A 25,075-nucleotide genomic window follows, 5' to 3' on the forward strand; every position below is an offset into this window, starting at 1 on the left:
GGCGGAACCAGCACGACCGGCCGGTTCACCCGGTGGATCAGCGCGTGGGCCACCGGACCGGTGTACAAACCGACCGTGGCACGCCGCCTCCGGCAGCCCACCACCAGCACGGCTCCGCCGGCGGCGCGTACCGGGACGTGCGCCGCGCGACCCTCGTGGAGGTTCTCCCCGCTGGTCCCTCACTCCGGCGGGACGGCTGAACCTCCCGGAGATCGGCGAAGTGCCGGTCACGTGGTCACGGACTTTCCCGGCGGTGCCGTCCCGCGAATTGCACGCCGTACAGGGTGCGGCCGCCGACGAGTTCGCGCCCGGTGACCAGCTCCGGGTCTATGCGCACGAAGACCTCGTGCGGCGCCGGCGCCCAGGAACGCGGCCCGGTCCGTAGGAGCCGTGCGTGCTCGGCGGAGTCGCTGACCAGAGTCGCCGCGCCGGTGACGACGACGCTCCAGCCGGAGTGGGCGGCGGCGTCGACCTCGTCGGCCTCGAAGGCGACCACCGCTCCGTCGATCGCGCTCACCAGCGCCGAGAAGGCCGCGGTGCGCAGCAGCACCGCGCCGTCGTGGTCCAGGCAGAAGTTGACCGGCAGGACGGCGGGCAACGCCTGGCGCGTGTACACGATGCGCCCCACGGGCACCTTGGCCAGCCGACGCATGCACTCCTGCCGGTCGAGCTCGCGGAATCCGTCGTTGGCGTACATCTGCCTTCTCGTCTCACCTGACAAAGCGGTACGGGACTGATCCATCCTCGAACGATGAGGGACCCGCAGCCAGGGGCCATCGGTCCCTGGCCTCCCGGAGAAGGACCCGGTTCAGACCACGATCCGGCGTCCCGTGACGGCGGTACGGATGGATGCGCAGCCACACGTCGCGCCGGCCCCCGCTCCACGGCGTGCTGCAGGCCTGTTCCGCGAGCCGGTACTCCTCACCGATGTCCGTCACCATGCGTGCGCGGCCGCGCACCAGCACGCTCCATCCCTGGCTGAACACGTCGTCGGTCCAGGGCGGCCCGCAGGCAGGTGCGGCCGAAGCCGTTGATGCCGACGCGTACGGTCTGGGGCTGAGTTCCTCCGGGGGTGTGGGGCTGTCAGGCGTTCCAGTTCCAGTCGGCGACCTCGGGCAGGTCGGTACCGTGTTCGCGGATCCAGGCCTGGTGGCGGGTGCGGGCGTCGGCCATCTGCTGGCGCACCGCGGCGGCGCGCACGGCGAGGCCAGGGACGCGGTCGATGACATCCATGACCAGGCGGTAGCGGTCGAGGTCGTTGCGGACGACCATGTCGAACGGCGTGGTCGTCGTGCCGGACTCCTTGTAGCCGCGCACGTGCAGGTTCTTTGTGGCCGGTGCGGCGGTAGGCGAGGCGGTGGATGAGCCACGGGTAGCCGTGGTAGGCGAAGATCACCGGCTGGTCGGTGGTGAACAGGCCGTCGTACTCGAAGTCGCTCATACCGTGCGGGTGTTCCTCGCGAGGAAGGTAGATCTGGCCCGCCGCGAGGTAGTTGGCGGCGCGCCAGTGCGCGTCCAGGGTGCGCAGTTCGTCGTCGGTCAGTACGGTGGCGTCCTGGTGTTCGACCTTGGACATGGGTGAGACTCCGGAAGTCGTGGGAACAGGTCATCGGGCGGTGGAGGCGGCATGGCCGGCAAGAAGGCGGCGGAGCTGCCGCGCAAGGTGTACGAAAAGGAACTGCTGCGCCTGCAGACGGAGTTGGTGAAGCTGCAGGAGTGGGTGCGGGTGACGGGCGCCCGGCTGGTGGTGGTCTTCGAGGGGCGGGACGCGGCGGGCAAGGGCGGCACCATCAAGCGGGTGGCCGAACACCTCAACCCGCGCGTGGCACGGATCGCGGCCCTGCCGAAGCCGACCGAGCGTGAACGCACCCAGTGGTACTTCCAGCGGTACGTCGAGCACCTGCCGGCGGCCGGGGAGATCGTGCTGTTCGACCGGTCCTGGTACAACCGGGCCGGGGTCGAGCATGTGATGGGCTTCTGTACGAAGGAGGAGCACCAGCTGTTCCTGCGGCAGTGCCCGATCTTCGAGCGGATGCTGGTGGAGGACGGGATCCTGCTGCGCAAGTACTGGTTCTCGGTGAGCGACACCGAGCAGCAGGAGCGTTTCCGGCGCCGCCTGGACGACCCGCTGCGGCGCTGGAAGCTGTCGCCGATGGACCTGGAGTCGATCACCCGCTGGGAGGCCTACTCCCGGGCGAAGGACGAGATGCTGGTCCACACCGACATCAGCGAGGCGCCCTGGTACGTGGTCGAGAGCGACGACAAACGCCGGGCGCGGTTGAACATGATCGCCCACCTGCTGGACTCCCTGCCGTACCACGACGCGCCCCCGCCCGTTCTCGAGCTGCCGAAGCGACCGGCGTCGACGGGCTACGAACGCCCGCCGCGTGATCTGCAGACCTACGTCCCCGACCACGCGGCGAGCCTCTGAGCAGCCGGCCATGCCGCTCACCCCCGCTCGGGTACGACCGCGACGGCGCAGGCGGCGTGGTGCAGCGCCGCGTGGGCGACCCGCCCCAGCTGGAGTCCGAGGTGCCCCGGGTTGCGCCGGGCGCCGACCACCAGCAGGTCGGCCTCGTGCGAGGCGGCCAGGAGCACCCTGCGGGCCGGGCCCTCGATCGTCCGTCGACGCAGTTCCACGTCCGCCGGTACCTCCTTCAGCGCCTCCTCCAGGACGTCGGCGGCGTGCTGTTCGTGCAGCCATGCGGGTTCACCGGCGAGCAGGGGGTGGTCGGTGGTCTCGTGTGCCGGGCATCGCCAGGCCCGTACGGCGTCCAAGGTCGCGTCGCGCAGCCGCGCCTCCTGGACTGCGAAGCGCAGCGCGGCGGGCTCCGTCCCTGTCTCACCGATGCCCACGACGACGCGGCCGTGCGTCGCTGTGCGGACCTGGTTGTCGTGGCTGCCGCGCAGCACGATCACCGGGCAGTCCGCGTGGGTGGCGACGGCGAGACTGACCGACCCGAGCAGCATCTCGACGAGGCCGCTGCGGCCGCGGGTGCCGAGCACCAGCGCGGCAGCGTTGCGTCCCTCGCGAACGAGGGCGTACTCGGGTTCCTCGGGCAGCACGCTGGTGGAGATCCTGATGTCGGCCTGGCGCGTGCGGGCCCGCTGTGCGGCGGCCCGCACGATGTCCTCGGCCATGATCTGCTCGGACGGCTTGCCCAGGTCCGTCGCGGGCGCGGCACCCTCGTACCTCTCCCAGAGGGATGCGTACACCAGCCGCAGCTGCGCCCCGCGCAGGGCGGCCTCGTCGGCCGCCCAGTCGACGGCGCGCAGGCTGGGCTCGGAGCCGTCCACGCCGACGACGATCGGGAGGCGCGAGCCCAGGACGAGCAGTTCGGCGCCCTTCACCGCCTCGGCGAGAACATCGTGGGGGCTACCGGAAAGGTGCTCGCTGATCACCTCGACGCCGGGGTGGCGCAGGCTGACGCCCTCGGCGGCTTCCCGCGAGATGCGCTCGGTCCGGTGCTGGTGCGTCTCGGCTCCCAGGAGGGGGGTCTGAGCGATGGGCTCCGGTTCCGGCTCCCGGATGTGGACGATCCTCAGTGGCAGGTCGCGCAGCGTCGCTTCGCGAGCCGCCCATTCTGCGGCGGCCCGGCTCTCGCGCGAGCGGTCGAGACCTACGGGGATGGTGCGGAGCATGATCTCCACCTCCTGGAGCCGGGTCCGATTCCAGCGTCGTCTTCGGGAGGGGTCCTCGTGCAGGGGCCGCTCGTCCCCGATCGGGGCCGACCGACCCCCCTGCGCGACTCGGCGCTGCGGGCCGACAGCGCCGTCGGTGCTCAGCGCAGCCGGCCGTGGTCGCGGACGAACGGCAGCTGGGCCCGGAGCCGGCTCGCACCCAGGGTGTCACCGGCGACGGCGACGGCCAGGACGGTCAGGGCGACCGCGTGGCCGACGTGGTCGTCCCCCGCGCCGGGCGGCGCCGGATGCCGAAGGTCCGTGTCCACTGGGCCGAACGGCCCTTCCTTCAGAGGCGGTTGGGTTCGGCCCGGCACCCCGGACGCGCGGGCCGTCGCCAGAGGTCTCGCGCCCGGTCGCACACCGTTGGATCACGAGGTCAGGCGCCGGAGGGCGGCAGATGTCCCAGGGCTCGGGCAGGCATGCCCGCGGTGGCGCCGACCGGTGCCCGCACTCGTCGCACTCCCTGCGCGCCCCGCGTGGGGTGAGGCCCTCGGCCGAAAGCTGCAACTCTCTTCCTTCACCGCTTACTTCACCTCTTGACGAAAGTGGTCCATACCTTTAGGTTCACGGGTCAGCCACGCACCGTGGGACGCGCTCACCGTTCATGAGGTGAACGCGGCCTCGGTTGTTCATCCCCCCACGAAGGGCCCTCAGCGCCATGCCCAGAACTCTCCCCGCGGCTGTCTCCCTCACCGCGCTCTGCCTCACCACCGGCCTGCTCACCGCCGCCCCCGCCCAGGCCGCCACCGGCACCATCACCGGCCTCGCCGGCAAGTGCCTCGACGTCGCCGGCGCCAACTCCGCCGACGGCACGGCCGTCCAGCTCTACGACTGCAACGGCACCGCCGCCCAGCAGTGGACCGTCGGCAGCGACGGCACCATCCGCGCCCTCGGCAAGTGTCTCGACGTCACCGGCAATGCCACCGCCGACGGTGCCAAGGCACAGCTGTGGAGCTGTACCGGCGGCGCCAATCAGAAGTGGACCGTCACCGCCGCGCACGACATCGTCAACCCGCAGGCGAACAAGTGCCTGGACGTCGCGGACAACAACTCCGCCAACGGCACCCGCATACAGATCTGGAGCTGTAGCGGCGGCTCCAACCAGAAGTGGACCGCGCCCGCCCCCGACGACAGCACCACCCCCACCGCGCCGATGGCCATGGCGCCGTACCTCTACAACGGCTGGGGCAGCCCGCCGAACCCCACCGCGGTCACCAACGCCACCGGCGTGAAGTACTTCACCCTCGCCTTCGTGCTCAGCAACGGCTACTGCAACCCCCAGTGGGACGGCAGCCGGGCGCTGGCCGGAGGCGTCGACCAGCAGACGATCAACACCGTGCGGGCGAACGGCGGCGACGTCATCCCGTCCTTCGGCGGCTACAGCGGCAACAAGCTGGAGAGCTCCTGCTCCGGTGCGAGCGAACTCGCCGCCGCCTACCAGAAGGTGATCAACGCGTACGGCCTCAAGGCCATCGACATCGACCTCGAATCCGACGCCTACAGCAACCCCACCGTCCAGCAGCGCACGGTCGACGCACTCAAGACCGTGAAGGCCGGCAACCCCGGCCTCAAGGTGTACGTCACCATCGGCACCGGGCAGAGCGGTCCCGACACCAGCCTGATCAACCGGGCCGCCTCCTCCGGTCTGACCGTGGACGCCTGGGCCATCATGCCGTTCGACTTCGGCGGCGCCGGCCAGAACATGGGCAACCTCACCACGCAGGCGGCCGAAGGCCTCAAGAACGCGCTGAAGAACGCGTACGGCTACAGCGACGACCAGGCCTACCGGGACATGGGCATCTCGTCGATGAACGGCATCACCGACCAGAACGAGACCGTCTCGGTCGCCGACTTCCGCACCATCCTCGCCTACGCCCAGCAACACCACCTCGCCCGGTTGACGTTCTGGTCCGCCAACCGCGACCGGCCGTGCACCGGCGGCCCCGCGGACAGCTGCTCCGGCGTGGGCCAGTCCGACTGGGATTACACCCGCGTCTTCGCCGCGTACACCGGCTGACCCGAGCCCTCCAACCACCCTCACCATGAGCCGCCCCTCCCCCAGCCTCCGGCCGGGGACCCCCCTCTCGCTTCGCTCGGCAAGGAGAACCCGTGCTCACCGTCTTGCGCTCCGCACTCAAGCGCCGTCGCAGATCCACCGCCGCGGCGTTGGTCACCGTGGCCGTCGCCTCCCTGCTCACCTCCGCACCCGCGCCCGCGAGCGCGGCCAACGCACTGCCCACCGACTTCGCCACCGTCATGAACGCCGCGAGCGGCAGGTGCCTGGATGCCAGGGCGGCCGCCACCGCCAACGGCACCGTCGTACAGCAGTACTCGTGCAACGGCTCCGCGGCCCAGCAATGGAGCTTCACCGCCACCAGCGACGGCTACGTCCGCATCAACAACCGCAACAACACCAGCCAGGTCGTGGACGTCGCCGACGTATCCACGGCCGACAACGCGCCCGTCCATCTGTGGGGCTACGGCGGCGGCGCCAACCAGCAGTGGCTGCCGGTCGACGAGGGCGGCGGCGCCTACCACTTCGTCAACCGCAACAGCGGCAAGTGCCTCGACGACCCCGGCGCCTCGACCGCCGACAGCGTGCAGTTCGTGCAATACACCTGCAACGGCACCGCCGCCCAGCGCTTCCAGGTGGTCCCCGTGAACCAGTCGACGGCCGATCCCGACCTCGGTCCGAACGTCGTCGTCTTCGACCCGTCCATGTCGTCCTCGACGATCCAGAGCAGGCTGAACTCGATCTTCCAGCAGCAGGAGACCAACCAGTTCGGCTCCCAGCGGTACGCCGTCCTGTTCAAGCCGGGCTCCTACAGCGCCGACGCCAACGTCGGCTTCTACACCCAGATGCTGGGTCTCGGCCTGACCCCCGACGCGGTGACGATCAACGGCGCGGTACACGCCGAGGCCGACTGGTTCCAGGGCAACGCCACCCAGAACTTCTGGCGCGGCGCCGAGAACCTCTCCGTCAACCCCACCGGCGGCAGCGACCGTTGGGCGGTCTCGCAGGCGGCGCCGTACCGCCGGATGCACCTGCGCGGCAACCTCGCCCTGGACGACAACGGCTGGTCCAGCGGCGGCCTCCTCGCCGACACCAAGGTCGACGGGCAGGTCAACTCCGGCAGCCAGCAGCAGTGGCTGACCCGCAACTCCCAGCTCGGCAGCTGGACCGGCGCCAACTGGAACATGGTCTTCGTCGGCAGCCAGGGCGTGCCGGGCACCAGCTTCCCGAGCCCGCCCGACACCACGGTCGCCCAGACCCCGGTCAGCCGGGAGAAGCCGTTCCTGTACGTCGACGGCAACGGCGCCTACCAGGTGTTCGTGCCGTCCCTTCGGTCCAACTCCACGGCGACCAGCTGGGCAGGCGGCCCCTCCGGCAGCTCGCTGTCCCTGGACACCTTCTACGTCGTCAAACCGGGCGCCACCGCCTCCCAGATCAACGCCGCGCTCGCTGCCGGCAAGAACCTCCTGGTCACCCCAGGCGTGTACCACTTGGACCAGACCCTGCAGGTGAACCGCGCCGACACCGTCGTCCTCGGCCTGGGCCTCGCGACCTTCGTCCCGGACAACGGCATCACCGCGATGAAGGTGGCCGACGTCGACGGCGTGAAGGTCGCGGGCCTGCTGTTCGACGCGGGCACCACCAACTCGCCGAGTCTGATGGAGGTCGGGCCGACCGGCTCGTCCGCCACGCACGCCGCTGACCCGACCTCCCTGCATGATGTGTACTTCCGCGTCGGCGGCGCGGGCGTCGGAAAGTCGACCACGAGCCTCGTCGTCAACAGCGACAACGTCATCGGCGACCACATGTGGATCTGGCGCGCCGACCACGGCAGCGGCGTCGGCTGGACCAGCAACACGGCGGACACCGGCCTGATCGTCAACGGCGACAACGTGACCATGTACGGCCTGTTCGTCGAGCACTACCAGAAGTACCAGACCATCTGGAACGGCAATGGCGGCCGCACGTACTTCTACCAGAACGAAATGCCCTACGACCCGCCCAACCAGGCCGCCTGGATGAACGGCGCCACCCAGGGCTACGCCGCCTACAAGGTCGCGGACTCCGTCACCAGCCACCAGGCTTACGGCCTGGGCAGCTACTGCTACTTCAACGTCAATCCGAGTGTGACGGCCGCGCACGCCATCGAGGCCCCGAACAACACGGGCGTCCGCTTCACCAGCATGGTGACCGTCTCCCTCGGCGGCACCGGCACCATCAGCCACGTCATCAACAACACCGGAGGCCCGTCCAACTCCACCACCAACGTGGCCGACCTGACGGCCTATCCGTAGAGCGCCTGCACACCCGAAGACGCAAGCTCCGTCGTCGGTCGTCCCGCCACTCCGCCTCGCGGTGGGTGGCGGGACGGCCGTCCACCCGAACACACCTCACCGACGGCACGGCGGTCCAGCCGTGGGACTGCCCCGGCGGCGCCAACGAGCAGCCGAGGCCCGTGGTGCGTAGGCATGTGGTGCAGGGGGCGCCGGTGTCCCGGGCTGGCCGGACCCTGCGTCAGTGGTGCAGGAGTCGGAGGTCGATGGCCTCGGACATGGCCTCCATGCCGGCGTCATTGGGGTGGACGTGGTCGCCCGAGTCGTAGGCGGGGTTGAGGGCCGATGGGTCCGCGGGGTCGCGCATGGCCCGGTCGAAGTCGATGACGCCGTCGAAGGCGTCGCTGGTGCGGATCCAGTCGTTGACGTTCTGGCGGATCGCCTCGGCGGCGGGCGTGTAGTAACCATTGCCCTTGTCCGGCATCAGGGTCGCGCCGATGACACGGACGCGGGCTGCGTGCGCTTCTTCGATCAGGGTGCGGTAGCCGTTGATGAGGTCCTGGGCGGTGAGCGGCCCTCCGTCGGGCCCGGCGTTGTTACCGATGTCGTTGATGCCCTCGAAGAGGATCACGTCCTTGACGCCGGGCTGGCCGAGGGCGTCGTGACGGAAGCGTTTCAGCGCGCTGATGCCCTGCCAGAGGTTGGGGACGTCGGTGAGTACGCGGTTGCCGCCGATGCCTGCGTCGACGACGCTCAGCTTCTGCGGGCCCGGCTCGGCGGCGAGACGGCGGCCGAGGAAGTCCGGCCATCGGGTGTACGTGCCGGTCGAGGAGTGGTAGCCGTCGGTGATGGAGTCGCCGAAGGCGACGACAGCGCCCTTCGCTGTCGAGGACAGGACGTCGAGACCCGCCAGGTAGTACCAGGACGTCGTGGTGGTCGCGAACGCGGCGGCGCTCTCGTCGCCGGTGTGGTCGCCGGAAGCTACGGAGGTCGTGTCGAACGCGTCCGAGTGCCAGGTCGACATGCCGGTGCTGCCGGGGACGTAGAGGCTGATCAGGAGGTTCTGGCCGGCCTCGACCGAGATCGGGACTGCGTCGCTCACCACCTCGTCACCGGCGGTGATCGTCACCTGCCGCGACCCACCGAAGGTGATGCGCCGACTGGTTCCGGGCTTCGCCGCGCCGCCGCTCGCCTGGACGGCCAGGTCAACGGCTCCGACGTCGAGCGGCTCGGGGCTGTACCGGTTCGACAGCGTGATCCGGGCGCCCGAGCCCGCGACGCTGCTGTGCACCACCATCCGAATGGTCTGGTTCTCGAAGGACGGGCCGCCGGTCGTCATGCTGGGCGACCAGGCGCTGACCCGGGTGGCCTTGCCGTACGACGACGGCGTGACCGCGCTCGCGGTGCCCAGCGGGACGACCGCGAGCACGAGCACGAGCAGCGTGCCGACCATGAGTCTGAGTCGCGGCCCACGATTCGCCGCTTGGGTCTGCTTCTTGGGGAACATCGCAGCTTTCTCCGCTCGTCTCGTCGTTCCTGCGCGACAGGGATTGCGGCCCGGTGCTGCGCGGGGGCGTCCGGGCGGTCCGGACGCCCCCGGGCAACACCATCGGCGCGTGCCAGATGGTCGTCGTGCCCGACCGTTCAGTCCACGAGTTCCGTCAGCGTCACCGTCTCGCCGGGCTTCAGGGTCACGGTCGTGCTCTTCGCGCCCGCGGTGACCGTGGTCCTGCGGCCTCCGACACTGCGCAGCGTCACCTCGCGTACGCGGCCGTGCCTCCAGGACACGTCCACCGTGAATCCCCCGCGGGCTCCGGCTCCCTTGAGTGATCCTGAGCCGGCCCAGGCGTCGGGCAATGCCGGGAGCAGGTCGATGTGGCCGGGGCGGGAGTGGACGAGCATCTCCAGCATGGCGGTGGGAGTGCCGAGGTTGGCGTCGATCTGGAAGATCGCGCGGGTGTCCGACACCCGGTACATGTCGAAGAAGTTCATCGCCGTGCCGGTGTCGCCGCCCGACCAGGGCCGCAGATTGGTGAGCAGCAGCTGGTAGGCCTTGTCGGCGTTCTTGAGCCGCGCCCAGCAGGCGGCCCGCCAGGCGCAGGCCCATCCATAGCTCTCCATGCCGCGTGCGGTGAGCAACTCCGTCGCGCCCTTGAGGAGTTCGGGGTCACCGCCGTCCGGGCGGATGCGGTCGCCGGGGAACAGGCCGATCAGCGGCGAGAGGTGGCGGTGGGTGGTTTCGCCGAGGTTGTCCTCGCTCATCCACTCCTCGAGCCAGCCGGACTTCGGGCTGACGCGCGGAAGATACAGACGCTCCCGCACCTCCCCCACCGCAGCGGCGTGTTCGAGGTCGCCGTCGAGCGTGCGGCACGCCTCCTCGTAGTGGCCGAAGAGGGACCACAGGAGTTCCTGGGTGTAGGTGATGCCGCGGGCGTCCTGCGGTCCGTGCTCGGGTGACCAGTCGTGGTCGTCGATCAGGACCTCGCGACCGTCGACCGTCGTCGTGATCAGCCGCGCCTCCCAGAACTCGCAGGCTCCCTTGAGCAGTGGCATGATCCGCGCGAGATACTTCGTGTCCTGCGTGAACTCGTAGTGCTCGTAGAGGGATTCGCACAGCCAGGCGTTGCCGGCCGGGTGCCACCACCACCCCAGGCCGCCGTACGGGTTGGTGGAGAAGGCCACCGTCCAGCCCGCGACCTTGCCCGAGGTGTTGCGGTAGCGGTTGCGGGAGTCCTGGAAATTCTGCCGCGTGACCTCGCTCCAGGCGGGAAGCTGAGCCAGGCAGTAGTCGGCGAAGGCGGTGAAGGTGTCGCCGATGCCGGCGCGGTCGGGCAGCCAGTAGTTCATCTGGATGTTGATGTCGGTGTGGTAATCGCCCATCCAGTCAGGAGTGTTGCCCTCCAGCCACAGCCCCTGCAGACCCATGGGCAGGCCGTCGCGCGAGCCGCAGATGGCCAGATAGCGGCCGAACTGCAGGTAGCTCGCCTCCAGTTCGGGGTCGGGCACCGCCCCGTCGGCGGCCCGCGCCTTCAACCGCGACCAGGTGTCGAGGCGGCGCTGCCGCGTGCCGGAGTCGCCGAGGTCGAGTGTGAGCCGGTCGTAGCGGGACCGGTAGTCGGCGACGTGTGTGTCCCGCAGCCGACTGCCCGATATCCGAGCCGCCGCAAGGGCCTTGGACTGCGCGAGGGCGAGCGGGTCGGCGCCCGGGTCGCGGTAGCCGGCGGCGTGGTCCGGCGCGTAGTCGGTGCCGCCGCTGATGACGAGGGTGACCTCGGTGCAGTCGGTGAACGTGACGCGGGTGCCGATGGCGGCGACGGTGCCGTCCCCGGCGGCAGCCACGGCGGCGGCGTAGCGCAGCCCGTTGGCGAAGGACGACGAGAAGGACGCGAGGTGCCGGTCCTTGTCCACGCCGGTCGTCTCGCCGTGCGTGCCGGAGAGGATGAGGGCTCCGCTCAGGGATCCGCCGCCGCTCTGGCTGAGCCGGACGACGATGGTGTCGTCCGCGGCACTGGCGAACATCTCTCGGACGTAGCGGACCTTGTCCTTGGTGTACGTGGTGGTGACCAGGCCGTTGCTGAGGTCGAGGGTCCGCCGGTAGCCGGTGACGGCGGAGAACTCGTGGCCCGGCATGTGGAGCATGACGCGGGCCAGGAGGGTCAAGCTGCCGAAGTCGTCGCGTCCGTAGGGGAATTGGCCGTCGGAGTCGAGGGTCGCGTTGGCGCCGCCGGTCCACAGCGTTGCGTCGGTGACGTGGAACAGCTCGCGGGCTGGGTCGGCGCCGACGAGGGCGCCGATGCGGCCGTTGCCCAGGGGCAGGCCCTGCTCGATGAGGACGTCCTCATCGGCGGGCTCCGGGTACCACAGGGTCGTGGCGGCGTCGGCGGGGACGAGCGGGGAGATCGTGGGGCGGCTCGGTGCGGCGTGCGCGGTGAAGGCGGGCAGCGCGTTCAGGGCCAGGGCGGCGCCCAGGCCGAGGACCAGGCGTCTGGAGGGGTGTCCATTGCTCATGTGCGGCTCCTTGCCGGTAAGCGGCGGGCGGCTAGGACAGCTTGATCAGGCGGGAGCCGTGTGCCGGCACATCCGTCGCGGTCCAGGACCGCTTGGCCGTGCCGAGGTCCTTGCGGTCGACGAGGTCGCGCAGATGCCTGGTGCCGGACAGACCCAGGTCGCCGAGGTTCACGGAGATGTCCGTGGCCGAGGAGCCGAGGTTGTAGACCGCGAGGTAGGTGTCCTTGCCGATGTTCTTCGTCCATACCTGCGTGTCGCCGGAGCGGATCTGCTTGGGCAGGACGGCCGCCTGGTCGACGGCGATGACTTCCGGGTTGGTCAGGACGGCCTTGGCCTTGTCGTCGAGGAACCAGATGTCGCCGCCGACGTACAGCGGGGACGACGCCATCGACCAGAACGTCATGACGGTCTGTCGCTCGATGTCGTTCAGGCCGTCCTGCAGTCCGCTGCCGGTGTTGTTGTTGATCGGCATCGAGTCGAGGTCGGCGAGGTAGCCGGGAGCGGCCAGCTTGGGCAGCCACTTGGGCAGGTCCGTGAAGCGGTCGTCGACGGAGCTGGTCCACGTGCTGGTGGTCTCGCAGTAGCACTCGACGTCGGTGTCGACGCGGACACCGTTCGCGTAGGGCTTCAGGCCGTCGGCGGCCTCGATGTCCACGGGCCAGGCACTGGCGGACAGCCACATGCTGCGGCCGCTGTGGTCGATCGCGGTGGACCAGGCCTTGATGTCCTCGACGTTGTCCTTCGTCACACCGTCGATCTTGATGAAGTCGATGCCCCAGGAGGCGTACCGGGCGACGATGGAGTCGATGTAGTCCTGCGCGCACGGGTTGCTGTAGTCGATCTTCCAGTTGCCGCCCCACTTGTTGGTCGCGGTGAGCGGTTGCACCGCGATGTCGCGGGCATGACAGTCGGTGCCGAGGATCGGCGCGTTCTTGTTGTACACCTCCTGCTCCAGGCCGGCGGCGCCGTACAGGCCGAGCTTGAGGCCCTTGCCGTGGACGTAGTCGGACAGCGCGAGCATCCCGCTGGGGAAGCGGTCCTTGTCGGCGTTCGGGATGCCGTTGGCGTCGGTGTGGAAGTTCCAGTCGTAGTCGAAGTTCCAGCCGGCGTCGATGTTCAGGTTCTTGTACCCGGCCGAGGACAGCTTGCTGCTGAGAGAGTCGGCGGCGTTCTTGATGTTGCCTTCGTTGAGCCAGTGGGTGCCGTAGCCGCTGCGCGACGAGGACTCCACGCTCCAGCTGCTCCAGCCCATGAAGGGCTTCATGTACGGGGTCTTCGCCTGGGCGTCGGCGGACGGCAGAGTGAGGGCGAGCGGCAGGGCGCAGGCGGCGGCGAGCGCGGCGCGGCGGGTGGTTCTTGTCACTGCGAGTACCTCCGGAAGGGTGGAGAAACAGTTCAGGACTTGAGACCGGACATCGCGATGCCCTGGACGATGTGGCGCTGGGCGACCAGGAACATGACCACCAGCGGCAGGATCGCGACGGCCGTGCCCGCGAACAGTTCGGGCAGATTGACGGTCTGGGAGGTGAGGAAGCTGGAGAGCGCGATCTGTACGGTCCAGCTGTTCGGGTCCTGGCCGATCATCAGCGGCCACAGGAACGAGTTCCACGCCTCGATGAAGGACAGCGCCCCGAGGGAGGCGATCATCGTGACCGAGTTGGGCAGGATGATGCGCCCGTAGACGCCGAGGTAGCTGAGGCCGTCAAGGCGGCCCGCCTCCTCGATCTCGGCGGGGAAGGACAGATAGAAGCTGCGGAAGAGGATGACTGCGAACGCGTTGAACACGCCCGGCGCGATCAGGCCCCACATCGTGTTCACACCGCCCATGGAGCCGACCACCACGAATGTGGGCAGGAACGTGACGGCCTGCGGGATCATCAGCGTGCCGACGATGAGCGCCAGGACGACCGCCCGGCCCGGCACCGCGATCCGGGCCAGCGCGTACCCGGCCATCGAGGCGAGCAGCGTCGACACCGGCGCCGTGATGACGGCGATCAGCAGCGAGTTGACCAAAGACCGGCCGAACGGCCGCTCCGGGTTGTCGAACAGGGCGGTGAAGTTGTCCCAGTTCAGTGAGGACGGCAGCCAGTGCCAGTCGGTGGCGATGATCTCCGGCGTCGTCATGAAGGCATTGCGCAGCAGAACGTAGAACGGGATCAGGAAGATCGCGGCCAGCAGACAGAGCACGACATACGTGGCGGCTGAGCCGAGCACGCTCCCTCGGAAACGGTTCATGGGCTTCAGTCCTTGTCGCGGGCGAACCCGAGGATCCGGCCCTGGAGCAGCGTGACCAGCACGATCAGGAGGGTGAGCAGGAAGGCACCGGCGGAGCCGACGCCGTAGTCCTGGTCCTGGAGGGCGACGCCGTACAGGTGCATGAGCGGGGTGCGCACGGGTTCGCTGCCGAGCGCGGCGCCGGTGGAGAAGATCGCGTAGAACTCGTCGAAGGCCTGGAGGGCCGCGATGAGCATGAGCAGCAGGACAGCGACCGACGTGTTGCGCAGCATGGGGAAGGTGATGCTGCGGAAGGTGCGCCATGGCCCGGCGCCGTCGAGGGCGGCGGCCTCGTAGAGGTGCTGCGGGATGGCCTGGAGTCCGGCGATGAACAGGATCATGTAGAGGCCGACTTGGAGCCACAGACGCAGCGTGACGAGCACGATCCAGTACAGGGGCGGGCTCTGCGTCTGGATCCACGGGGTGGCGTCGGCGCCGAAGAGCGCGCCGAGGGTGTTGGCGAGGCCGGACGGCACCCCGCTGAACAGGGCCATCTTCCAGATCATCGCGGCGGCGACATAGCTGACGGCGGCCGGCAGCAGGAACGCCGTGCGGAAGAAGGCCCGGCCGCGCCGCACCCGGTTGACGAGCACGGCGAGGCCCAGGGACCCGGTGAAGGTGAGGGGCACGATGAACGCGGTGAACAGCACGATCATCGTGAGCGAGTCACGGAAGCGCTCGTCGCTGAGCAGCTGTTGGTAGTTGTCTAAGCCGACCCAGTTGCCCAGCGAGATGGTGCGGCGCGCCTCGCTGAAGCTGAGCAGGAAGCTCCAGCCGATCGCGACGTAGCGGAAGACGCCGAGGCCGATCAGCATCGGCGCGGTCAGTACGCCGAAGGCGAGGGCCTTCGACTGCCGTTCGGTCAGCCGTCGTCGGCGCGGCGCCGGGGCGGGCGCCGGCCGGGCGGCACTCTTGCGCAGGAGCGTGGTGCCGGTGGCGGGCATGATCCTCAGCCCATCTGCTTGTCGAGGTCGGACTGTGCCTTCGATTGGGCCTTCTCGAGGGTCTTCTCCGGTGCCGCGCCGTTGGCTATGTCGGCGGCCGCGGCGATGAACCCGGTCTGCATGGCCTGGGTCCACTCGGCGGGGAAGGAGACGCCGTACTTGGCCGCGATCCCGGCGGCGTCCTTGGCGGCACCCTTGCTCAACTCAGGGGTTCTCGCGGCGACGTCAGTCTGTGGTGGCACATGGAAGCCGTACTTGACAGCCCAGTCGATCTGGATCTCGGTCTGCTTGATCCACAGCCACTGGAGGTACTTCTTGGCCTCGGCAACGTGCTTGCTCTTGGCGTGGATCACCTGCGTCCAGCCGCCGAGCCTGGCGACGGGCGTGCCGGAGGAGTCGTACGCGGGCCAGGGCACCACCCCGAAGTCGTCGTCGAGTGCCTTCTCGATGACGGGCTGCGCCCACAGGCCGCACCACTGCATGGCGACTGCGCCCTGGGTGAAGGCCCCGGCGTCGTACCAGTCGGTGGTGAAGCCGAGCAGGATCGACTTGTCGGAGTGCAGGTCGCGCAGGCCGCCGAGGGACCGCGCGGCGTCGGCGTAGACGACCTTGTCCCCGTCGATGAGGTCGACGCCCTGGGACCAGGCGAGCAGGTAGGGGCTGTCGCCGATGCCGTCGTTGCCGATGAACAGACCCTTCACGTCGCCGGACGTCAACTTCTTCGCGGCGTCGACCAGTTCGGCGAAGGTGGTGGGCGGGGTGACCCCCGCCTTCTTCAGCATCGACTTGCGGTAGTAGAGCACCATGATGTCGTCGATGGTCTTGATGCCGTAGAGCTTGCCGTCGACGGTGAGGTAGTCGAGGTCGGCCTTGTTGAAGCCGTCCTTGGCGACGCCGTACACGTCGTCGAGGGGTTCGAGCTGTCCCTTGCGGGCCATCTCCGCGCGGAAGTCGCCGAGTTCGAAGATGTCGGGGGCGTCGTCGCCGAGGAGCGCGGCGTTGAGCTTGGTCTCGTACTGGGAGACGTCGGCGCCCCACACCACGTTGATCGCGATGTCGGGGTGGGCCTTGGTGAATTCCTCGGCGTACCGCTTCACCGCGGCCTGCGTGCCCTCCTCGCCGTACTGGTGGTACCACTGTGTGAGGGTGACCTTGGCGCCCTTGGCGGCGGCGGTGCCCTGCGGGTCGCTGGAGCAGGCGACGGCGGTGCCGGCCACGAACAGCAGCGAGGTGCCGAGGAATCCGCGGCGGCTCAGAGCGGAGCTGGTTGTCATGACAGGGTCCTTCCGGGGAACGGCTCGGGGGAGTTGCGAGGCGCTTTCACTCGGCATCGCGCGACATCACGCGGCGAAGAGGGACTGGACGCTGACGGCGGCGGCTCCGCGCGCCCATTCCTCCCAGGGCAGGGGACGTACGACGAGAGGGCAGCGAGCGGCGGCTCCGAAGGCCTGGGTGGTGAAGGCGGCGCGGATCTGCTCCTCGAACAGGTCGTACGCGGCGAGTCCCTCACCGGAGACGACGACCCGCTCGGGTCCGACCAGGTTGACCATGGCGGCGAGGCCGAGCCCGATGGCCTGGCCCGCCTCGGCGAACACCGCACGCACCGCGGCGTCGCCGCCGTGGGCGCGGTCGATGGCGCCGGTCATGTCGAGCGTCGGGTCGCCCGAGACCGTCCGGGCGCGGGCGACGATGGCCTCCTCGGAGGCGATCGCCTCGACGCAGCCGCGGGATCCGCAGTGGCACGCGGGTCCGTCGCCGGCGGCCACCGGGATGTGGCCGATCTCCCCCGCCACCCCATAACCGCCCGCCACCAGGCGGCCGTTGACGACGAGAGCACACCCGATGCCGACGCCGACAGTGGCCAGGGCGAAGGAGTCGGCGCCCACACCCTCGCCGAACCACTGCTCGGCGACGGTCAGCGCCTTCACGTCGTTCTCGACCGTCACTGTCAACGCGGTGGCCGAGGCGACGAGTTCGGCCAGCGGAACGTCGCGCCAGCCGAGGAACGGCGAGTACCGCACGACACCGCCCGGCCGGTCCACGTCACCCGAGACGGACAGCCCGATGTGGTGCGTGCGCTCGGCGTGCGCGGGGCTCAGCTCCCGCACGAGGGCGGCGATGTCGCCGACGACGTGTTCGACGGACCGCCCGGACACGGTCCGGCGCCGAACCGCGCGCACCTGCGCCCTCAAGTCCGTGACCACGCCGATGAGTTCATCGGCGGTGACCTTGACGCCCACAAAGAACTCCCGGTCGGCGCGGACTGCGAGAGGGTGTGCGGGGCGGCCCGCACCCTCGGCGGCCCGCTCACCGCGCGGCAGTTCCTCCAGGTATCCGGCCTCGATCATCGGCTTGACCGCCTTGGTGACGGCGGCGGAGGAGAGACCGGTGATCCGGGCGATCTCCGGGCGGACGACCGGACCACGTGTGAGCACCGTCGTGAACACCGTGTTGGCCGCCGGAGACGCGAGCAACTTCGCTCGGTTCAGCAACATGGGGGAAACGTAGGGGCAATAATTTCCTTCGTCAATATTTAAATTCGAGGAGTTGAGATCTAAGCTCCCGGCTCATGTCACAGGTGTCCTACGACGCGTCCAGTCGCACGTATCTGCTCACCACTCCCGCCACCTCGTACGCGCTGCGCATCGGCGCGGACGACACCCCACAGCACGTGCACTGGGGTCCGCCCCTCACACCGGCCCAGGCCGCCGCCCTGCCCACGCATGACGGGGTGACCAGCAGTTTCGCCTCAACCAGCGGTGAGGAGCTGGCCGTTGAGGGTGGCGCGCGGTTCGGCGTGCCCTCCCTGCTCGTGCGGTACGCGAACGGAGCGCGCTGCGTCGAGTGGGTGCACGAGGGCCATGAGATCGAGGGCAACCGGCTGCATCTGCGACTGCGCGACCGCCACTACCCACTCGCCTGCACGCTGCACTACGCGGTCCACGAGGACAGCGACGTCGTCGAACGGTCCCTTACCGTCCGGCACTTGGGCACGGACGAGGCCGATGCGCCGATCGAGGTCCTGCGCTGCGACGCCGCCTGCTGGTCCGTTCCCGCCGCGTCCGGCGTGCGGCTGAGCCACACCGTGGGCGAGTGGGCGGGCGAGACACAGCTGCGCCGCACCGAAGCCCCGTACGCCGAAACCGTGTTCACGAGTCGGCGCGGCCTCTCGGGCCACTACGGCAACCCCTGGGTGATGGTCGACGCCGGCGACGCGGACGAGACTCGTGGCGACGTATGGAGCATGGTCCTTGCCTGGTCGGGGAGTTGGCGCATCACCACGCACCGCGACCACACCGGCGGCCCGTTCACGATCACCGGAGGCGCCGGGCACGACGGCCTGACGTGGCGGCTGCAACCCGGAGAGAGCCACAAAACCCCCACGTTCGCAGGGCAGTTCAGCCGTGGCGGCTTCGGAGGAACGAGCCGCGGCTGGCACCGGTACGTCACGGAGCATGTACTGCCACGCCCCGACGAGCTGCGCCCCGTGGTCTACAACTCCTGGGAGGCGACCGGCTGGGACGTCACCCTGGAGGGCCAACGGGCCCTGGCCGAACGCGCGGCCACGCTGGGCGTCGAGCTGTTCGTCGTGGACGACGGCTGGTTCGGTCGCCGCACCAGCGACCGGGCCGGGCTCGGCGACTGGCACCCGAACCCCGAGCGGTTCCCGCACGGACTCGGCCCGCTGGTCGAGGAGGTCCGCCGGCTCGGAATGCGCTTCGGCCTCTGGGTGGAGCCGGAGATGACCAACCCGGACAGCGACCTCTACCGCGAACACCCTGACTGGGTCCTGCACATGCCGCACCGCCGCCGCACCGAACTGCGCCACCAGCTCGTCCTCAACTTCGCCCGCAGCGACGTCACCGAGTGGGCGTTCACATGGCTCGACCAGCTCGTCGCCACGAACGCGATCGACTTCCTCAAGTGGGACATGAACCGCGCGCTCACCGAGGCGGGTTGGCCCGGCAACCCCGACGCCGAACGGCTGTGGAGCGACCACACACGGGGCGTGTACACGGTGATCGACCGGCTGCGCCGCGCCCACCCCGGCCTGCGCATCGAGGGCTGCTCGGGCGGCGGCGGCCGCGCCGACCTCGGCATGCTGGCCCGCACCGACCAGACCTGGATCTCTGACAATACCGACGCCGACGACCGGATCGCCATCCAGCACGGCTACAGCCAGATCTACCCGGCGCGCACCATGGCCGCCTGGGTCACTGACAGTCCCAACCCGCACACCGGACGCACCACCCCGCTCACCTACCGCTTCCACGTCGCGATGGCGGGCGCGCTCGGCATCGGCGGCGACCTCTCGCGCTGGACCGAGGCCGAACTCGCCGAGGCCCGCGACCTGGTGGCGCTCTACAAGCAGATCCGCCCGGTCGTGCAGCACGGCGAGCAGTACCGCCTGGCGGACGCCGTGCAGCACCGGGCGGGCGAGAAGGTCGTGGTGATCGCCTGGGGCCGCAGCCGCTCCCTGCGCCTGGCCGACCTCTCTCCGTCCGCGGTCTACGTCGACGAAGACACCGGCACCGAGTACGACGCGGCGACCCTGCTCACACACGGGCTGCCGCTGCACCTGCCGAAGGGCGACCGGCCGAGCACGGTGGTTCGACTGACGCGCCGGTGAGCCGGGCTCCCCGGCTGGGGTTCGGTGTCCGGCCGGGGGCCAGTTCTGGATCTCCTTCGACACCAGGGCCGCCGAACCGGACAAACTCCATGGCTCGATCCGCCCCCTGCTGACACGCGGTACAAGGCGGAGTGCACGGCTCGAACCGTCGCTACGCACGCTCACGGCATGGTGACCACGGCCTTGCCGCGGGCGTGGCCCTGCTCCACATGGCGCACGCCCTCGGCAGTGTCGGCCAGGGGGTAGGTCCGGTCGACCACCGGGCTGAGCTTGCCGGCCTCGATGAACGCGGTGACGGCGAGCAGGTCCTCGTGGGTCCGCCCGGCCGGGGCCGCCGGCAGGATCGGGCGGAGCCGCTGCCGGACGAACGCGTCGACCGCGATCAGCTGCAGCATGGAGCCCATCACTCCGAACACGTGGCCCGGCGAGCCGCCGCCGTTGGCCACCAGCGTCCCGGTCGGGGTGAGCGCCCGGCGCAGCCGGCTCAACGGGCGGTTGCCCACGTTGTCCAGGATCACGTCGTAGTGCACGCGCCCGTCGGTGAAATCCTCCCGGTTGTAGTCGACTACGTGCGCGGCACCCAGGGAGCGCACCAGGTCGGCGTTGCGGGCGCTGCACACCCCGGTGACCTCCGCGTCCAGGGCTGCGGCTATCTGCACGGCAAACGTGCCCACGCCACCGGCGGCCCCGTTGACCAGCACCCGCTGCCCGGCCTGCACCTGGCCCACGGTCCGGATACCACGCAGCGCGGTCACCGCCCCCATCGGCACGGCCGCGGCCTGCTCGTAGGTCAGGCCGGCGGGCTTGGGGACCAGTAGGTCCGCGGTGGTGAGCGCGTACTCGGCGAAGGAGCCCGGGCAGAAACCCATTACCTCGTCGCCGGGCCTGAGCCCACATACGTGGGAACCGACCGCCTCCACCCGTCCGGCCGCGTCGATCCCGGCCACCCGGGACTTCGGCCGGGTCAGCCCGACTCCCGTCAGCCGCGCCACGAACGGGTCGCCGCGCATCATGTGCCAGTCGTAGGGGTTGAGGGCGGCGGCGTGCACCCGTACCAGCACCTGGTTGGAACCGACGTCCGGCCGGTCGGTGTCCGCCAGCCGCAGTATGTCCGGCGGGCCGAACCGCTCTTGAATGATCGCCTTCATCCGGTCTCCCCCATCACCTCGTGATCGCCGGGTCGGGCCCGAGGACCAGTAGCGGACGCTGCGAGCGTACGGCGTACACCTCACGGTAGGTGTACGCCGTACACCCGTCAAGGGATGCAGAGGAGTGCAGCGGCAAAGGTGGCGCATCTGGGCGGCGGTGACGGCTGAAGACCTCAGGCTGGTGCTGCCGGGGTCCTTCGTCGGTGGATCAGATCGTGCCCCGGAGCCGCTCGAGTCCGTCCAGCGTCAGATCCAGGGCGAACTCGAACTCGAACTGGTCGTCGCAGCCCGAGCCGACGACGGATCCCTGGTCGTGGGCGACCGCCATGGCCAGTTCGGTGATGTGGGGGTAGCGCGCCGCCATCTCCTCGGGCGGCATCGCGTCCGGATCCGGCTCGCGGTCGGAGTTGTCATCGAACAGCTCCTGGGAGAAGCCCAGCAGTCGGCTTCCCATGACGTGCATCGCGTGATGGACCAGGTCGATCGAGAACCCCCCGGCCCGGAAGATCCCGATCATCGAGTCCAGATACTCCATGACCGCAGGGGTCGGGGCGGTCCGCGCCTTGATCCGCGACTCCATGACCTCGGGTGCCCACGGGTGACGCAGCAGCATGCGGCGGGCCGACAGCACCCGCAGGCGAATGGCGGTCTTCCAGTCGGTGTCACCGACCGGCGGGTCGATCTCGCCGACGAGGGCGTCGATCATGCCGTCCAGCAACTCGTTCTTGTTGGCCACGTGCTTGTACAGCGCCATGGGCACGACACCGAGTGCCTGCGCGATCCTGCGCATGCTGAGCGCGTCGACTCCGCCTTCGTCGGCCAGGACGACGGCAGCACTCAGAACCCGCTCCTTGCTCAACGGCGCACGGGGTTGCGCGGTGGCGCCGACCTGCGTGGTTATCTTCACCATCCCCTCTCGTACGGGCAAGGCCCGGAGCTGACCCCTCATGCCCTTGACGAAGGTACAGCGTCCACCCAGCGCATTCCCACCACAGGCGTACGCCGTACACCCATGACGACCCGGTGGTACCCATGAACCGCTTGGTGCGCGCGGTCCGCACAACCCTCCGACGCGACGTCGAGCTCCCCAGATGGGGAACGCTGGGCGGCGGTCGCACGATCGGCATGACTGTGCGTGCACGGGACAAGCCCGCCAGCGCCCTTCTCGCGCTCCTCGGGCGCGCCGTGATGCCCGGTGTGTCGTCCGCGGCGGATAGTTGCCGTTGGGCCGGTTGTTGGCCCATTTCCACGTGCGAGGAAGGGAGTTCTCCGATGGTCGACGAGCCGATCTTGGTGCTTGCTGCAACCGGCGGACAGGGCAGGGCTGTGACCGACGCGCTGCTGGGCCGCCGGGCCCGGGTCCGGGCACTTGTTCGTGACCCGAACCGGAGAAGCGCGCGGGAACTGGCCGAGCAGGGCGTCGAAGTGGTGGCCGGGTCGCTGAGTGATCGTGGGTCGCTCGCCACGGCGATGAGCGGGGTGGCGGGTGTCTTCGCGCTCACCACTCCCTTCGAGGCCGGCGTGGAGGCGGAGGTGGGCCAGGGGCGGGCGATCCTCTCCGCCGCAACGGAGGAGCGCGTCCCGCATCTTGTGTTCAGCTCTGTGGCTGGGGCCGACCAGGAGAGTGGGGTGCCGCATTTCGACAGCAAGGCGCGCATCGAGGCGGAACTGGCCGCCGGCGATGTGCCGTACACGATTCTGGGGCCGACGTATTTCTTCGACAACGCGCTGGGGGGAGCGGAGCGCATCCTCGAAGGCGTTCTTGATCTGCCGTTGCCGCCCGATCGACCGTTGCAGCAGCTTGCCCGCCCCGACCTTGGCTCGTTCGCGGCAGAAGTGCTGCTCAACCCCGTTCCCTACGTCGGGCAGCGTATCGAGCTCGCAGGCGACGCACCCACTCCCAGGCAGATGGCGGCCTCGCTCAGTGCTGCGCTGGGACGGGAAGTCCGCCATGAACAAGTACCGCTGGCGGCGATCGGCAATCCGGATATGCATGCGATGTGGACGTTTCTGAACGGACCTGGCTATCGCGTCGACATCCCCGCACTCCACGATGCTCACCCGGAGGTTCATTGGACCCACTTCGCAGACTGGGCGCACCGCACGTGGGAAACCGCACGCTGAACCCGTCCATCCGCCTGGAAGACGCCCCTGAGGGTGGACCGAGGCCGACCCGACGATCGGGATCGAGCATCCAGCCGCGGCCCAAATCCGACGACGTGGGGGGAGAACGAGGTCACGGTCCGTGGGCCTCGACCGCATCACGGCCGACATGCGCGCCTTCCTCGACCCTGTCCCTGGGGAATGGGCCAGCCCCTGAAGCAGCCCCGTGAGTTGACCGCGAGCCCACGCGCCCATCCCGCGGAAACAGGGCACTCAGTGCTCGTGCGGCTCGTCCCGGTGGACCGGGCCGTGGGCCTCCTCGCAGTGCGCGGCGTCATCGGTGGGCAGCAGGTAGCGGTCGCCGGGCAGGGCGACCTGCAACACCTGGGCCGGTGCGTGATCGACCTGGAGCGTGGTGTGGGTGATTCCGTAGTCGTGTCGCAGGAGTGCTTCGAGGTCCCGGCGGACGGCGTGGCAGTCGCCACCCGGTTCGACCAGGACGTGCGCGGACAGAGCGGCCTGGCCGGAGGTGATCTGCCAGACGTGCAGGTCATGGACCTCCACGACCGCCGGCTCGGCGACCAGCTTGTCACCGAGCGCGTCGGGGTCGACGTTGGCCGGGGCCGCCTCCAGGAAGATCCGGCCGGACTCCCGCAGCAGCCCGTAGCCGGCCTTCACCATCAAGGCGACGACGACGAGGGTGGCGATGGAGTCGGCTCGGGCGAAGCCGGTCAGGACGACGATCAGCGCGGCGATCGCGGTGCCGATGAAGGCGAACAGGTCGTTGAGGATGTGCTGGTAGGCGCCCTCGACGTTGAGGGAGGAGCGGTTGGCCTTGGAGATGCACCAGGTCGCGACCACGTTCACGGCGATGCCGGCGAGCGCGGTGGCGAGCATCAGGCCGCCCTGGACCTCGGGCGGGGAGATCAGCCGGCGCACCGCCTCGTACGCCAGCCAGGTGCCCAGCAGGAGCAAGCTCAGGCCGTTGGCCTGGGCTGAGAGTATCTCGGCGCGCTTGAGGCCGTAGGTATAGCCGCCCTTGGCCGGCCGGGCCGCCAGCCGCATCGCGATCAGCGCCAGGACGATCGAGGCGGCGTCGGTGAGCATGTGGGCCGCGTCCGAGATCAGAGCCAGTGAACTGGCGATGACGCCGATGACGACTTCGACGGCCATGAACGCGGTGATGAGAGTGAGGGCGGTGGCCAGCCAGCGGCGGTCGGCGTCCGCCGAGACACCGTGTGAGTGTCCAGCGTGTCCGCCGGCCCCGTGATCGTGTCCCGGACCAGCCGCGTGCTCGTGGCCATGATCGCTCATGCTGACGCTTTCCCCTCGTGTCTTGCGACGATGCCCTATTCGGTCCTACTCGCAGTGAAACGCACGGATACGCCAATCACCAAAGGCTGCATCGGTCACCGTTGTCATGTGCGGTAACAGGGCTCTGACCTGCAAGGATGCGCGGAGCTTGGCAATGGGCCGGATGGCGATGTCACGAGTGCCGACCCTGTCGTGAAGCGGGGGCGGGGTGGTCGGAACGCTGCCAGGGCGTGCAGCGAGTGCAGTCCGCCCAGTCCACTGTCGCTGTCCCGTCCGGTTGTGGGCGGGCTTTCGAAGGCCCCAACCTTGAGGGGTCCGCACCGCCCGCGAGGAGCCGTCTCCCCGGCGTCCGGCGTGACAGTCGGGCTGCGGGCTGCGGGCTGCGGGCTGCGGGCTGCGGGCGAGCGTGCCGGCGGTGTTGTGCGTGCTTCTGCCGCTGGCCGGGCATGTGCTGGCGCAGTGCCACGCACCCCGGTCGTCATCGTGGCCGGGACGGCCGCGGTGTTGCTGACTCGGCGGCGCCTGAGTGGCGCACAGTTGCCGGCTGTGCTGTCCATCGCTCACCTGGCCTACCACGCTGCCTACTCGCTTCCCCGGGGCCTGTGCGGCGGTGGCGGAGCAGGACGGCTCTGCCGGTGCCACGTCGTCACCGCGGTGATGCACGACAACCGGGCCGCCTCCGT

18 protein-coding genes and 1 pseudogene are annotated in these 25,075 nt (G+C 69.6%); 5 read left to right on the forward strand and 14 right to left on the reverse strand.

The window, feature by feature from the left end:
* Positions 1-235 precede the first annotated feature (235 nt).
* Both ACFY16_RS38055 and ACFY16_RS38060 read right to left on the reverse strand, forming a co-directional pair.
* Positions 236-697: a pyridoxamine 5'-phosphate oxidase family protein gene (locus tag ACFY16_RS38055; protein WP_390651798.1), complete on the reverse strand. Its 462-nt coding sequence runs from the start codon at positions 695-697 to the stop codon at positions 236-238.
* 386 nt (positions 698-1,083) lie between these two features.
* Positions 1,084-1,468: pseudogene (locus ACFY16_RS38060) on the reverse strand (phosphoketolase); the annotation flags it as partial.
* Positions 1,469-1,627: 159 nt separating this feature from the next.
* Between ACFY16_RS38060 and ppk2 the strand changes: the two are divergent.
* A complete protein-coding gene (ppk2, locus tag ACFY16_RS38065; protein WP_390651799.1) occupies positions 1,628-2,431 on the forward strand; it encodes a polyphosphate kinase 2 in 804 nt (267 codons plus the stop codon).
* Positions 2,432-2,448: 17 nt separating this feature from the next.
* Here the strand turns inward: ppk2 and ACFY16_RS38070 are convergent, their stop codons facing one another.
* On the reverse strand, positions 2,449-3,642 hold the full coding sequence (locus ACFY16_RS38070) for a universal stress protein (protein WP_390651800.1): 1,194 nt from the start codon (positions 3,640-3,642) through the stop codon (positions 2,449-2,451).
* 140 nt (positions 3,643-3,782) lie between these two features.
* The gene (locus ACFY16_RS38075; protein ID WP_390651801.1) at positions 3,783-3,950 is read right to left on the reverse strand and encodes a hypothetical protein; all 168 of its coding nucleotides are present in this window, start codon (positions 3,948-3,950) and stop codon (positions 3,783-3,785) included.
* Positions 3,951-4,342: 392 nt separating this feature from the next.
* Here ACFY16_RS38075 and ACFY16_RS38080 point away from each other — a divergent pair, with 392 nt between their 5' ends.
* Complete coding sequence (locus tag ACFY16_RS38080; protein WP_390651802.1) at positions 4,343-5,701, forward strand: lectin; 1,359 nt, start codon at positions 4,343-4,345, stop codon at positions 5,699-5,701.
* Positions 5,702-5,859: 158 nt separating this feature from the next.
* A complete protein-coding gene (locus tag ACFY16_RS38085) occupies positions 5,860-7,992 on the forward strand; it encodes an RICIN domain-containing protein (protein WP_390651830.1) in 2,133 nt (710 codons plus the stop codon).
* A gap of 220 nt (positions 7,993-8,212) precedes the next feature.
* Here ACFY16_RS38085 and ACFY16_RS38090 read toward each other — a convergent pair whose 3' ends face one another.
* The 7 genes from ACFY16_RS38090 to ACFY16_RS38120 all read right to left on the reverse strand — a co-directional run bounded on the left by ACFY16_RS38090 (position 8,213) and on the right by ACFY16_RS38120 (position 17,692).
* Positions 8,213-9,424, reverse strand: coding sequence for an SGNH/GDSL hydrolase family protein (locus tag ACFY16_RS38090; protein WP_390651803.1), 1,212 nt, complete (start codon positions 9,422-9,424; stop codon positions 8,213-8,215).
* 191 nt (positions 9,425-9,615) lie between these two features.
* Positions 9,616-11,979, reverse strand: coding sequence for a glycoside hydrolase N-terminal domain-containing protein (locus tag ACFY16_RS38095; RefSeq protein WP_390651804.1), 2,364 nt, complete (start codon positions 11,977-11,979; stop codon positions 9,616-9,618).
* Between the two features lie 31 nt (positions 11,980-12,010).
* Positions 12,011-13,342, reverse strand: a complete 1,332-nt coding sequence (locus ACFY16_RS38100) for a glycoside hydrolase family 27 protein (RefSeq protein WP_390651805.1) — start codon at positions 13,340-13,342, stop codon at positions 12,011-12,013.
* Positions 13,343-13,374: 32 nt separating this feature from the next.
* On the reverse strand, positions 13,375-14,214 hold the full coding sequence (locus tag ACFY16_RS38105) for a carbohydrate ABC transporter permease (protein ID WP_390651806.1): 840 nt from the start codon (positions 14,212-14,214) through the stop codon (positions 13,375-13,377).
* A gap of 5 nt (positions 14,215-14,219) precedes the next feature.
* Entirely contained in the window at positions 14,220-15,197 is a 978-nt protein-coding gene (locus tag ACFY16_RS38110) for a carbohydrate ABC transporter permease (RefSeq protein WP_390651807.1), read from the reverse strand.
* 5 nt (positions 15,198-15,202) lie between these two features.
* Positions 15,203-16,471, reverse strand: a complete 1,269-nt coding sequence (locus ACFY16_RS38115) for an ABC transporter substrate-binding protein (RefSeq protein WP_390651808.1) — start codon at positions 16,469-16,471, stop codon at positions 15,203-15,205.
* Positions 16,472-16,537: 66 nt separating this feature from the next.
* Positions 16,538-17,692, reverse strand: a complete 1,155-nt coding sequence (locus ACFY16_RS38120) for an ROK family protein (RefSeq protein ID WP_390651809.1) — start codon at positions 17,690-17,692, stop codon at positions 16,538-16,540.
* A gap of 74 nt (positions 17,693-17,766) precedes the next feature.
* Here ACFY16_RS38120 and ACFY16_RS38125 point away from each other — a divergent pair, with 74 nt between their 5' ends.
* A complete protein-coding gene (locus tag ACFY16_RS38125; protein ID WP_390651810.1) occupies positions 17,767-19,827 on the forward strand; it encodes an alpha-galactosidase in 2,061 nt (686 codons plus the stop codon).
* A 161-nt stretch (positions 19,828-19,988) separates the two neighbouring features.
* Here the strand turns inward: ACFY16_RS38125 and ACFY16_RS38130 are convergent, their stop codons facing one another.
* Complete coding sequence (locus tag ACFY16_RS38130; protein ID WP_390651811.1) at positions 19,989-20,975, reverse strand: NAD(P)-dependent alcohol dehydrogenase; 987 nt, start codon at positions 20,973-20,975, stop codon at positions 19,989-19,991.
* A 208-nt stretch (positions 20,976-21,183) separates the two neighbouring features.
* Entirely contained in the window at positions 21,184-21,885 is a 702-nt protein-coding gene (locus ACFY16_RS38135; protein ID WP_390651812.1) for a TetR/AcrR family transcriptional regulator C-terminal domain-containing protein, read from the reverse strand.
* Positions 21,886-22,247: 362 nt separating this feature from the next.
* Here ACFY16_RS38135 and ACFY16_RS38140 point away from each other — a divergent pair, with 362 nt between their 5' ends.
* Positions 22,248-23,099: an NmrA/HSCARG family protein gene (locus ACFY16_RS38140; protein ID WP_390651813.1), complete on the forward strand. Its 852-nt coding sequence runs from the start codon at positions 22,248-22,250 to the stop codon at positions 23,097-23,099.
* Between the two features lie 252 nt (positions 23,100-23,351).
* Here ACFY16_RS38140 and ACFY16_RS38145 read toward each other — a convergent pair whose 3' ends face one another.
* The gene (locus ACFY16_RS38145; protein WP_390651814.1) at positions 23,352-24,392 is read right to left on the reverse strand and encodes a cation diffusion facilitator family transporter; all 1,041 of its coding nucleotides are present in this window, start codon (positions 24,390-24,392) and stop codon (positions 23,352-23,354) included.
* Positions 24,393-25,075: the final 683 nt, after the last annotated feature.

The organism is Streptomyces sp. NPDC001315 (genome assembly GCF_042896175.1).
GTDB lineage: Bacteria > Actinomycetota > Actinomycetes > Streptomycetales > Streptomycetaceae > Streptomyces.